8 protein-coding genes are annotated in these 13,590 nt (G+C 37.8%); 1 reads left to right on the forward strand and 7 read right to left on the reverse strand.

Features of this window, described 5'->3' with window-relative positions; genetic code table 11:
* The first annotated feature begins 369 nt into the window (after positions 1–369).
* Positions 370–1,074 carry a CAP domain-containing protein gene (locus F7888_RS17025; RefSeq protein ID WP_191781526.1) on the forward strand — a complete coding sequence of 235 codons (705 nt, stop codon included), beginning with the start codon at positions 370–372 and terminating at the stop codon, positions 1,072–1,074.
* 79 nt (positions 1,075–1,153) lie between these two features.
* Here the strand turns inward: F7888_RS17025 and F7888_RS17030 are convergent, their stop codons facing one another.
* From F7888_RS17030 to F7888_RS17060, 7 genes are all read right to left on the reverse strand, one after another.
* Positions 1,154–2,146, reverse strand: a complete 993-nt coding sequence (locus F7888_RS17030; RefSeq protein WP_191781528.1) for a glycoside hydrolase family 43 protein — start codon at positions 2,144–2,146, stop codon at positions 1,154–1,156.
* A 127-nt stretch (positions 2,147–2,273) separates the two neighbouring features.
* Positions 2,274–4,643: a sugar-binding domain-containing protein gene (locus F7888_RS17035; protein WP_191781530.1), complete on the reverse strand. Its 2,370-nt coding sequence runs from the start codon at positions 4,641–4,643 to the stop codon at positions 2,274–2,276.
* 326 nt (positions 4,644–4,969) lie between these two features.
* Positions 4,970–6,541, reverse strand: coding sequence for an ABC transporter substrate-binding protein (locus tag F7888_RS17040; protein WP_225228863.1), 1,572 nt, complete (start codon positions 6,539–6,541; stop codon positions 4,970–4,972).
* Between the two features lie 72 nt (positions 6,542–6,613).
* On the reverse strand, positions 6,614–7,516 hold the full coding sequence (locus tag F7888_RS17045) for a carbohydrate ABC transporter permease (RefSeq protein ID WP_191781534.1): 903 nt from the start codon (positions 7,514–7,516) through the stop codon (positions 6,614–6,616).
* A gap of 15 nt (positions 7,517–7,531) precedes the next feature.
* Positions 7,532–8,401 carry an ABC transporter permease gene (locus F7888_RS17050; protein WP_225228869.1) on the reverse strand — a complete coding sequence of 290 codons (870 nt, stop codon included), beginning with the start codon at positions 8,399–8,401 and terminating at the stop codon, positions 7,532–7,534.
* Between the two features lie 486 nt (positions 8,402–8,887).
* Positions 8,888–12,022, reverse strand: coding sequence for a beta-galactosidase, LacZ type (gene lacZ / locus F7888_RS17055; RefSeq protein ID WP_191781538.1), 3,135 nt, complete (start codon positions 12,020–12,022; stop codon positions 8,888–8,890).
* Between the two features lie 182 nt (positions 12,023–12,204).
* The gene (locus F7888_RS17060; protein ID WP_191781540.1) at positions 12,205–13,242 is read right to left on the reverse strand and encodes a LacI family DNA-binding transcriptional regulator; all 1,038 of its coding nucleotides are present in this window, start codon (positions 13,240–13,242) and stop codon (positions 12,205–12,207) included.
* Positions 13,243–13,590: the final 348 nt, after the last annotated feature.

Here is a 13,590-nt window from a genome sequence, read left to right on the forward strand (position 1 = left end):
TATGTCCTAATAATACCATAGTTGTAAGACCTAATCATTACTAAACATGTAAAAATTCCGCAAAATTGAATGACACTATAAAGTCATATTTGTCATCTACTATTAATATAAGTCATAAAACCTCTCACATCTGAACCCTGTCAATAGCATTATTCTAGTAGATTCTACCTCTTTTACTAAAACGTGTACCAACTAGAAAATAAATACAATTCTATCTAATCTAGTTATTTTTCAATGAATTGATAGAAATGTAACTAGGAGGAAAGTTATAAGTCGATATCTATAGGAAAAGTCTTCCTCAAATATTACAAAATTCGCGTGCTATGATGTGGAGGTATCACAAACGGTACACAACAAGGAGGATTCAAAATGAAAAAAACGGTCGTATCATTCGTTGTAGCAGGTGCATTATTGGTGACAGTACCATTAGCAAGCTCTGCTGCAGAGAATACAAATGCATCAAAAGTAGTTGAAAGTCATTACTCTGTAGGTGTAAACAACTCTACGAATTGGAATGACTTCATTCAAAGCATACTTAAAAAATACTATTCTCATAATGTACAAACTGCGCCAACGGTTCAACAACCATCACAACCAAAGGCACCTGAACCTGTTGAAGAAAAACCAGTGGCTCAACAGCCATCTGCGCAGCAGCCTACAGAACAACCAAAGGACACAACAAATCAGGCTTCTAATTCTTTAAGTCAGTTTGAACAAGAGGTTGTTACTTTAACAAATAGTGAACGAGCAAAGCATGGCTTGAAGCCTTTACAGATTGATTTAAAGGTAAGTGAAGTAGCTAGACATAAATCTGCTGATATGAAGAGCAATGGCTATTTCTCTCATACAAGCCCAACTTACGGATCTCCATTTGAAATGATGAAGCAATTTGGCGTACAGTATCGTGCAGCAGGCGAAAATATTGCGATGGGCCAACGCTCACCACAAGAGGTTGTCACTGCTTGGATGAATAGTGAAGGTCATCGTAAAAATATCCTAAGCTCTAACTTTACTCATATTGGTGTTGGTCATGTAGAGGGTAATTATTGGACTCAAATGTTTATTGGAAAATAAAACTAGTTCGTTTTCAAGGTGTTTTCACCTTTTTATATAGTAGCACTCAGGACAAAACCTGCCTGAGTGCTTTTTTATCTTAATCATGCAAATCGACTCTAGGTTTGATGACCTTGAATTGGTCCTCTGTCTCCTCTATTTCATAAATCTTCGCACGAGATTCGGGGGTGCTGAATGGATGATGAAGAGTAAGCATCCAGTTCCCTTCAAAAGTTTTGAAAAGCATCCCATGACCACTGTCCCCATACACTAACGGATCAAGCTGCTCCCAAGGCCCCTCTAATTTTCCTGATGTCGATCTGGCCATCGTTTGAACATATCCTTCCTTGTTGTAGCTTGACCAGAGCATAATCAGGTGACCACCTTTCGTTCGGTATAACTGACATCCGTCCGATACGTAAACAGAGGGCTTCACCTCAGGCTTTCGTTCACGATTGATCCACGGGGCATCCGATGCTTTAAAAAGATGTATTGGTTCACCAACAGCTTCAGATAAATCATCCTTTAATTTGATTGCCTCAAATGTTCCATCAATGACCTGTATCCACTCATGACAATAGACCATCCATGGATGTCTTTCTTCATCCTCATACAGCGTACCATCTAGTGTCATAAACTCTCTAGGTGGCACTGGTCCATCTGTTTTTAATAATTTAAATGGACCTTCTGGTGAGTTACATATGGCAATACTTGTTCCACGAAGATGATTTGTATGCCAAACCTCAGGTGCTTCTGCTATAATTGTATCGCTATTATGTAGCGTAACAAACAAATAATAATTTCCTTTATATTCATGGACTTCTGGCGCCCATGTACCATGCCTTGGATGTGCCCAAGTGCCATCAGGGATTTCGAAGACGACATAAGGACCTTCCCACTCTAGTAAGTCTGTACTTTTATACATAAGTACTCCATTTCTTTCTAAATCGGTTAAACCTGGAATTCCAGTTGTATATAAATAGTAAGTACCTGTTTCTTTATGTGCAAGAATAAATGGGTCATGAGCAGGTATATCTTTTAGCCTGTGACCCTTTTTTGGATTTGACGTATCAGAGGCATCATTATATGGCATTTTTGTCGCTCCTTTCTTTTCACTAGGCTATTTTCGTATATATTGTTGCTTTGAATACCGCAGCCTTTCACTAAAGCGGGGTCCATAAAGTGATGAGCCCCACAAATCATTAATCTGTCCAAACCAATTACTTCACTTCAATTTCTACAGATGAGCTTTCCAATTGTGCTGACGTTGTCTGTAAGCGAATCGTTCCTGGTTGATCTGTAGCTTGCACATAGATTAATAGCTTCCCATGATAAGCCTTTCTAGATGTAGTCTGATATTCTTGATGGCTTTCTGGATTACTACATTCAATCCCTATAATCTTACCTGGCCCTTCAATTGTACAATCGATTTCATGATCAGCTGCATACACAAGATTATTTTCTTGATCAAGGATGTTAACCTCTATATGTGCTACATCTTGTTTATCTGCTTTTAATGATTGAGTATCAGAATCGAGTCTTATTTTAGTAGGTGAATTAGCAGTTGTTAACTCATGTGCACAGCTTACATTCCCGTTTCTCATCCCAATCGCTTTTATTGTCCCTCTAGCAAATGGGATATCCCAATAGATTGATCCACTAGTGAAGTCTTCTCGTTTTTTAATACCAAAGGATTTCCCATTTAACTGTAAGTCAACCTCAGGGCAATTTGTACAGCATGCGACTCTTACAACTTCGCCCTCTTTCCCACTCCAATCACAAACCACCTCATGATCCCAATAGATGTCATCACGGTCTTTCTCAGCCTTAGTCATACCTAAATGAACCATATCTGTTTCTGACCAATGACTTTGTTTGAAGTAAAACAACGGCTTTTTGAAGCCAGCTAGATCAAGCAATCCAGGAGTTGCATGACGAATTGGCCAACCACGCGCTTCTCCTAAATAGTCAATCCCTGTCCAGATAAATTGCCCTGAGATGAAGTCATTCTTTTCTACAGCTAACCAAACCTCATGATTCCGTCCATTTTCACTTCCGTAAATCACACGATTAGGATAGTTTTCATGATCTTCATCATACAAAAATTCTTGATAATTATAGCCAACTACATCAAGTGCTTCCGGAAATTCCGTTTCATTTGACATGATGACACTAGCTAAAGCAGCCGTAACAGGTCGGGTTGGGTCATACTCCTTGACAACTCCCGCTAACCTTTTCGCGATAGCTCCCATACCCTTTGCTTCAGGTTTGTCTGCTCTATATCTTTCTTTAAGTACCGGATGCGAGTAAGGATCATTCGGATAATCAATTTCGTTCCCGATACTCCAGAATACAATTGATGGATGATTGCGATCTCGCAGAATCATATCTCGCAAATCGATTTCGGCCCAATCAGCAAAGTCTGAGGCATAACCGTCTAAGGATGGCTCTCCCTTATTCCATCCCTCTACCCACTTATTCTTCGGAAACTCCCACTCATCAAAGGCTTCATCCTGCACTAGGAATCCATATGAATCGCACATATCTAATAATTCAGGGGATGGAGGATTGTGACTCATTCTAATGGCATTTACTCCCGCTTCTTTTAATAGCTGTAATCTTCTATGCCAGACTTTATCTGGTACGGCTGCCCCAAGACACCCCGCCTCATGATGAATGCAAACACCCTTCATTTTGATATTCACATCATTAAGAAAAAATCCTTTATCCACATCGAAATGGAAATACCTAATACCAAGTGGAGTCGTCTCAGTATCAATGACTACACCATCCCGTATCACGCTTGTTTCTACTTTATATAAATATGGGGTTTCTATTGACCAAAGGTTTGGTTGATTTAGAATGAGTGAATCAGAAAATTCCTGTTCATCATTTCCTTGGATGAGTTGATCTGATAAAGTCGTAACAACCTCTTTGCCAGTAGCATCACTGATTTTATGCTGAAGCTGGATGTGAGCTAACTGACTTTGTTCATTGCTAACTGTTGTTTGAATCTTAATTTCGGCTCTCGAGGTTGATACATTCGGTGTGGTGACGAAAATTCCGTAAGGTTTGATATGTAGTTTATCTGTAATATTCATAAACACATTCCGATAAATACCAGACCCTGTATACCAACGTGAATCAGCAAAGTCTGTGTGGTCGACCTTCACTGCGATGATATTTTCTTGACCATCGAATTGTAGAAACGGGGTTAAATCATATTGAAAGGAGCTGTATCCATATGGTCTTTTACCTAGGTAATGTTCATTTATCCACACTTCACTATTTTTATAGACCCCATCAAATTGAATGACGACCTTTTTGCCATCTATTGAACTAGGAATTGTAAAGCTTTTTCGATACCAACCAATTCCTCCTGGTAAATATCCCGTTGAGCTTGCATATTCTTTTTTAAAAGGGCCTTCGATGCTCCAATCATGTGGTAGGTCTAATGTACGCCAAGCTGAGTCATCGAATTGTTTTTTATAAGCTGTATTATTATCATCTTTTAAAAACTTCCAATCACTTGTAAATAATCGACTCTTTGCTGATAAATCCCATTCTTGACTTAATAGTTTTTCATTCATATACCTTCCACCCCTTGGCTAAGTTTCCTTAAAATCTAGGTTTTCACATTAACTATATCCATCTCAAGGTGATAAATAAAAGGCCATCAACCATAACTGATAGCCTTTTATTACTAGGCTGTTTTCGTATATAAAGCCGCAGCCTGAATACACTCCGCGTCCTGTGGGGTGACTGGTGAGCCTCCTCGTCGCTTACGCTCCTGTGGGGTCTCACTTTGGCCACGCATCCCACGGGAGTCTCCGTGTATTCAGGCTGCTTGATTTCTTCAATTAATTGTGTTTAATAACACACTTTAGAATACAGATTTTACTAAACGAAATCCAAATTAATTACCTTCTACAAGTTTTTTATATTCATCCATTTGTTTTTGGATTTCATTTAGGACTTTTTCATAGCCAGCTGCTTCTAAGCGCTTTCGGAAATCCTCGACTGCTTTTTCTGGGTCTCCTGCTTTACCAAAAGCAATCGCAGGTACCATTTGTGCTGTTACCTGTGATAGTGATGAAATTTCGGCGTCTACTGGAGTACTATCAAATACAAATCTTCCATAAGGAAATGGTTTCTTAATTTTATCGTATTCTGCATAGATTTCTGGCATTCCTTCCCATCTATCAACACTTGGAATCTCAAACTTATCGACTCGACCACCCCAGAAGTTTGAAGCAAATGAATCTTTAGTTTCATCATAGCCTTCAGGTCGAACACGTTTTCCATCAACGATTTCGTATTGAACTCCTTCAATTCCATAGTTAAATAAGTGGTAGATTTCTTCATCATTACGAAGCAAATCATAAACCATTAGAGCGCGCTCTGGGTTTTTACTATGAGTACCAACAGCTGTTGCACCATGAGTAATAGACATGGAAATTAAATTATCACGAGTATCTGACCATGCAAAGATATCAATTTCTGAACCTGGCTGTTTCAGGTCCATTTGTGGGCGTAGTGATGAGAATGTTTCAGTATGATGCTGATCTGCTCCTGTTTTTCCAGCTTGGAATAAGGCACGAGTGTCACCTTTGTAGTTCAACACATCTGCACGCCAATAACCTTTATCTGCCCAATCCTTCATCATCTTCGCATAATCTATGAATAGATCATCGAAGATTGGACTAGTGATTGTATAAGGATTTTCATAAGATTCCGCCCAATAAATTGGGAATACTCCTGTTGCAATTGGTAGTTCAATTTGGTCTGAGTAAGAAGTTGTATAGCCCCATGCTGTTGTAACATTTGTTCCTGGTGTATCCCAAGGAATGACTCCTGGTTTATGATCAATAATTCCTTGGAAGTATTCTCCTAACATTTCGAAGTCTTCAATTGGCTCATTAATGCCAAATTCCTTCGCCCAGTCCGTACGGTAGAAGAATCCGTGGTTTACCCACTGTGTAAAAGAATCCTCTGGAATCATCACAATTTTGTCATTGTATTTCGTTTGTTCCCAGCTTTCTTCAGAAACCTCTGCCCATGTTTGTGGTGCATAGATTGGTAGAAGCTCAGTAATATCCTTAAACGCTCCTTTTTGTGCGTTGCCCCATGCATCTAACCAGTCGGTAGCAGTAATGATGAGGTCAACTGGTTCACCAGAGGCAAGCGTTAGATTATACTTCGTCATATAATCAGCCCATTCAATCCACTTCAACTCAAGATGAGCATTTACTTTTTCCTTCAATTTCGCATTTACTTGCTCCATCACCTTTTCTAATTGCCCATTTGTCGGTTTATCTCCTAGCATCATGTAGGTGACAGTTACAAATTCAGATGTATCTATTTCACCATTTTCATCAACTGTTGTACCTGGCTTTGCTGAGCTTGATTGATTTGATGAATTACATGCAACAAGAGTAAAAGCCAACAACATAGACATCATTAGTACTAAGATTTTTTTGATTTTCAATTTTACTACCTCCCCTTTTAAGTTCATTTCTTAATTTTATGAAATGAGGAAAAACCTCATAGCATACGTTCATCATCCTTTTACTGCACCAATTGTGATCCCTTTGATAAAGAACCTTTGTACAAATGGATAGAAGAGTATAACTGGCCCAGTAGCAATAACAGCCGTTGCCATCTTCATTGATTCCAAAGGGATATCCTGTGGTGGTACATTTGAGGCTGCGGCTGAATTTCGAATGAAATCAGCACTTGTGATTACGTTATAGAGAAATAACTGTAATGGCCGATAGTCCATATTTGGTGAAAGGAATAGCATGGAGTTATACCACTCATTCCAATACCCTAAGGCAATAAATAAACCTATTGTTGCCAAGGCTGGTGTAGACATCGGTAGGATTAATCTCAAAAAGATTGTAAAATCACCGGCACCATCCATCTTCGCAGATTCTGTAATTTCATTCGGAATTGATTTTGTGAAGGCTTTCATCATGATGATTAAGAAAGGACTCAGTAAGCCTGGAAGCAAGACAGCAAGATAATTATCTTTTAGATGAAGATACTGTGTCACTAAGAGATAGAATGGAACAAGTCCACCAGAGAACAGAGTTGTAAAGTAGATATAAAACGAAATTTTATTACGGAACAAGAAATCTTGACGTTGTAAGGCATAACCTGTCATGGCAACAATGAACAACCCTACAGCAGTTCCGACAACGGTAATTAGCATGGTTACGACATAGGATCCAATGACAAGCCGTGGATTTCTGAAGACAATTTCATATGCAAATGTTGAAAACTCCTTTGGCCAAAGTGAAAAGCCATGTTCCATAATCGCACCTTCAGATGAGAACGAAGATGACACAATCAACACAAAGGGCAAAAGACAGCTGATAGCAAACAACCCTATAAAGCAATATCCAACTACTCGAACGATAATTGTAGAAAAATCGATGTTACGTCTGACTGTATTTTCCATTGAATGATCCCTCCTTTAGAACAATGAATTTTCTGGTGACACTTTTTTAACAATCCAGTTAGCTGTTATAACAATCATGAATCCAAAAATCGATTGATATAAACTCACTGCACTTCCCAGTGAAAAGTTAAAATTCGTCATCAAGGTACGGAAGACGTAGGTTTCAATAATGTCTGTTGTTGGATAGAGCATTGTATTATTTGCACCGACGAGGTTATAAAATAAACCAAAATTCCCTTTCAATACTCCACCAAGAGAGAATAACAGTAAGATGATAAATGTTGGCTTCAGCCATGGAATGACGATATATCTAATTCGTTGGAATGCATTCGCTCCATCAATTTCAGCAGCTTCGATAATTGATTTATCAAGCCCCATAATGGCTGCGAAATAGACAATCGATCCATAACCAGTAGACTGCCAAAGGAAGGTAATAACAATGATGTATGGCCAAATCGATGGGTTTGAGTACGTTTGAACTGGGTCTAGACCAACCATTTTCAAAAATGAATTAAGGACACCATAATCGTAACTAAGGATGTTATAAGCTAAAAGTCCAACAAGAACTGCTGAGATAAAGTGAGGCAGGAACATCAAGGTTTGAGATACTTTTTTGAACCATTTGTTTGTCAATTCGTTCAGCATAATAGCTACAGCGATTTGCAGAAAGTTACCTAATACAATGAAAGCAAGATTATAGGCGATGGTATTGAATGTTAGCTTCCATAAATCACCTGTCATTACTAGGAAGCGAAAGTTATCAAGCCCTACAAAGGCACTCTTAAATATTCCAAGAGAATAATCATAGTTTACAAATGCGAGATAGAGTCCAGGCATTGGTAAATAAGCGAAAATAGCAAAGAATATGATAGCAGGCATACACATCAGGATGAGCGTTCGATTCTTCCAAATACTTCTAAATAATGAAGGCTTGTTTATTGGCACCTCAACTACAGGTGCCTTTGATTTCTCAGTAACAGATTCCATATAAATCCCCCCTAAACAATTGATTTTGAGTGAAAAATAGTATTCTACTTACAGAAACAGGTTTCACAATTCGATACTTAACATCCTAGTAAAATAGCCTCATTTGAAATCGGTTTCATTTTAAAAATACTCTTAATCTGTTTTTATTCATAACACATTTAATCAATAAAACTCACGAATCACATATGTAAGCGGTTACTTAAGTCTAATTATATTTTGGGGTTCTTAAAAAGTAAATACAAATTTTTTGACTATTTTAAATTTTTTCTTCCGGAATTTCTATAATAGAAATCGGTTTCATTTATATTTATACAATGAAAAGAAACTATTTGGTCTCTTAATTAAACTATCCTAACCTCGAGACCAAATAGACATGTATAAATCTTATAGTTGAATTCCTATCAGCTTATATGAATAAGAATACGTTCGATTCGCAAACAGTGTGAAGTCTGGATGTGTTCTTTGTCCCCAGCTATTATCTCCACCTACACCCATTTGCTTGTAATTTATCCGTACGACAGTTTTGTCGCTAGAAGGTAACTTATATCCGTGATCATGCTCCTCAAGCTCAAATGGTGTGTATGGTAAAGCGTTCACCTCTAAAGTAGGACTTCCAATTATTTTAAAGCCGATTCCTTGTTGATTCGTAAGAAGTGCCCATCTGACACCTACTTTGTTTCCGCACTCCTGTGGTCGTAAGTATGGTACATATTGATCCTTTACCTTCCCAGTATATAGACCGATTTTCGCACCCTTTTCCTTATCCCAATAGTTTTCATAGGGTCCTTTTCCATACCATGAGATCGTATCAAATGAGCCATCTAACGTAGCAATCATTCCAATCTCAGGGATTTCTGGTAGGTCTTGGCCAGGTAGTAGGTCATAATCCACTTTCACTCCCCCATCACCAGTGATGGTATAGACCATTCTGCAAGCTGACATAACAGTTGGCAAACTAAAGCTGACCGTAATTATTGTTGTTGAAGCATTTACTTCTTCCACAATAAATGAAGTTAGACGTTTATGATTTCCAGCTTCTCTCCAGACAGAACTGCGCTGATCCAATTTACTTCCTCGATCATTATCAGTCATTGCACGCCAGAAATTCACATCTAATTCATTGGTAAGAATTTGTTCACCCTTGAAGATATAGGAGTGCAATCTTCCATTGGTTTTATTAAAAACAACTTCAAAATCAGCACCCTTAATCGCTACACTCTTTTCAGTGTGCAAGACTTGTGTTTGAGGTAAACTGATCGACTTTTGCTCTGTAGCTTGATTCACGACAGGAATAATAAATTGTTCAAAAGCAACCTCATGATTTTTCTCAGCCCATCCATTGTCATCTTTCAATTGAAGGCTAAGTGTTAAAATGTATTCATCACCCGCTTTGCAAGGCTTAGGTAGTGAATAATCTATGTTCACTGTCCCATCAGAGCATGGCTCTACATTACTTTCAGATATTCCTGTTTGAATCACCACACCATTTTCAGCTAACTCCCAAACTAGTTCAAATTCCTTGAGATTAGTAAATAAGTAATTATTCTTAACATCAACAAGACCTTCTTCTAGATTATTTACCGTAAAACGGACATTCTGATAACACTTCTTCACCTCAATAATTTTCGGTGAAATTGTGCCATCTGCAAAGATTAATCCATTTCCAGAGAAGTTTCCATCATGTGGGCTTTCTCCAAAATCGCCACCATAAGCTAGGAATGGGATCCCATCCTTTGTCTTTGTTTCCAATGCTTGATCCTTCCAGTCCCAAATAAATCCACCTTGGATGATTGGATGTTTCTCAAATAAATCCGTATATTTATAGAGGTTTCCACATGAATTCCCCATCGCATGGCTATACTCACATAGAATATAAGGCTTTGGATTCTCTGCCTTCTCAGCCTCTCTTGCATACCGCTCTACCCCTTCAGGACTGATATACATCGTGCTTTCGATATCAGAAGCAGCCTCTGATTTGCGGTAATGAAAAATTCCTTCATAATGAACAATACGTGAAGGGTCCTTTTCTTTGAAGAAATCATGCATTTTGATAAAGTTATCTCCACCAAACGATTCGTTCCCAAGTGACCAGATTACAATCGATGGATGGTTTTTATCACGTTGAAACATCGAATGACATCTGTCCAGAACATTATCCAGCCATTCTACTTTACTACCTGGAATTGCTCCTTCTTCTTCCTTTTGACCATATCTCCAAGTCCCATGGGTTTCAAGGTTTACTTCATCAATCACATACAAACCATACTGATCACATAACTCATACCATACTGGATGATTAGGGTAATGTGAGGTTCTTACTGAATTGATATTGTACTGCTTCATTAGTTTAATATCGTTTACCATATCATCGTAAGCCACCGCGCGTCCTTTATCAGACGCAAATTCATGACGGTTGACGCCTTTAAATACAATGCGCTTTCCATTGATCTTCATAAGACCATCTTTTATTTCAAACTTTCGGAATCCAACCTTACAGCTTTCCGTTTCTAGGAGATTTCCTTTTTCATCTTTTAGTGCTAACACCAACGTATATAGATACGGACTTTCCGCACTCCATTTAGAAGGATTCTTGATAATTGTTGATGTATCAACCCTAATTGCTGCCTGATCCTCCATTTGCACCTGTATTTCAAGCGGACTCTCTAAGACTAGCTTTTGTTCATGGTCATATAAGGTCGCTTCGACAACATATCCATTCACGACATGCTCAAATACATTTTTTATGGTGGCTTCAATTTTTAATTCGGCATCTTGATAGTCTTGGTCCAGCTCTGTTTTCACGAAGAAATCATTGATATGAACTTCAGGTGTAGAGTAGAGATACACATCACGAAAGATTCCACTCATTCTCCAAAAGTCCTGATCCTCTAACCAGCTAGCATCGCACCATCGATAGACCTCGACTGATAAGCTATTTTCGCCATCAATTAGGTATGGAGTTAAATCAAATTCTGCTGGCGTGAAGGTGTCCTCACTATAACCAACTAGTTCACCATTTAACCAGACATAAAAGGCTGACTCTACGCCTTGGAAGCTGATGTAGACAGGCTGGTTTTTCCAGTCATCTGAGATCGTAAATGTACGTTTGTACTGACCTACAGGATTATAATTCACTGGTGCAAACGGTGGCTTAATATCCTCGTTTCCTTCCCATGGGTATCTAACATTTGTATATTGAGGATAATCATAGCCTTGCAGCTGCCAATGTGCTGGAACCTTTATTTCATCCCATTCACTGGTATTAACATTTTCTTTGTAAAACTCTCTATTTCTTTTCTCAGGATTTTCATAGAAAGCAAACTTCCAATTTCCATTTAAGGTTTGGTAAAAATCAGATTTAGATCGTTCACCATGAAGTGCTTGATCAACGGTTTTATACGGCATTAATGTCGCATGTGCCTCTAATCGATTCAATTGAAAAATTTCAGGATTGTTATTCCATTCCGGATAACCATTTTTAGGTGGTGTGTACTTAAATTTTTTAAGCTGTTTGAGCATCATAATACCTCTCTTCTATTTAGTTGAAATGTACTATATATAATGAAATGTAATCGGTTTCAAAAATGAATTTACAAAGAAATTACTGAAGTAATCGCTTTGGTTATTTATTCGTTATTTAAAAATGAAACCCATTTCAAATTTATCGTACTCCATCTTCTGGAAAATTGTCAAATACTATTTTAAGATTCTGATAACATTTTACATGAATCTCTTAATACTAGTAATGTTGGTACGACTGTTTCTCTTGGTGCTTCTTTCTCATTAATTAAATCAACTAACACATTGATCGCTGTTTTTCCTAGTTGCTCATAATTTTGACTGACCGTTGTAATGCCCGGCGGGAAATGCTTAGCTAAATAGATATCATCAAATCCAACAACTGACACATCTTCTGGAACCCGTAGTCCAAACTTAGTAAGAACTTTGATGACACCAATGGCTACCATATCATTCGCACAAATAACAGCTGTAGGTCGTTCATTTAAATTTAGTAATTGTGACGCAACCTCTTCACCTGATTCAATATTAAAACCAGTACCTAACATCCAATTCTGTTTGATCTCGAGCCCTTTTCTTGTCATCGCTTGAACAAAGGCAGTCTTTTTGACATCAGTAGAGCTGATTCCTTCCATTCCACCTAGAAAAGCTATGCTTCTATGATTGAGATTTACTAGTAGCTCAACCAAATTATTGATGCCTGATACTTCATCTGTCCTTACAATATGAGCATCAACGCCTGACATCTCTCCATTCACAAAAACAATTGGAACTCTTTCCATCACACTCTTCATTTCTTCAGCGAATGCTACATTTGAGACAGAGTCATTAATACTACCACCGATATAAATAATCCCATCAACTTGCTTTTCTACTAAGCTCTGTAAATATTTAGATTCATTGTTTCTGTTATTCATCGTATTTCCTAGAAACACGGTATAGCCTAATTCCATCGCATATGCTTCACTTTTTTGAACAAGAGTTGAGAAGAATGGATGATTAATGTCTGGTAAGATAAAGCCAATCGTCTTTGATTGTTTGTGTAACAAGCTTCTTGCTAGACTATTAGGTCGAAAATTATATTTTTCAATCACATTCATTATTTTCCGCATCGTCTGAGGTCGCACTTTGGCATTTCCTGTTAAGACTCGGGAAACGGTTGCAGGTGAAACATTTGCTTCTTTGGCAATATCATAAATTGTTATATTTCCCTTTTTCATATGCTAATCCACCATTCTTTTTTGAAATCGGTTTCAATTAAATTGTAATGCCCTACTAATAGATAGTCAACTTGGATTACCACTTATTGAACAAAAAATAGAGTGTTCTACTTAGTAGTTTGGTACTATTCCTAACAATAGAATATCAGACTATAGATAGTTACTTAGGATAGGTCATTTTTCCCTAATTTTCCAAATCACTGTTTTTCAAACAAACATCACTGATTTTTAAATGCGGAAGTCGTACATCACTTTTATAATTACAGGGTATTCCATCATTTATCACGCCCGACAGGGTTTATTTTATGATGGAAAAAAAGAAAAAAAGGAGTTGAAATTAACACAAAA

Source organism: Litchfieldia stipae (genome assembly GCF_014837155.1).
Classification (GTDB): domain Bacteria; phylum Bacillota; class Bacilli; order Bacillales; family Bacillaceae_L; genus Litchfieldia.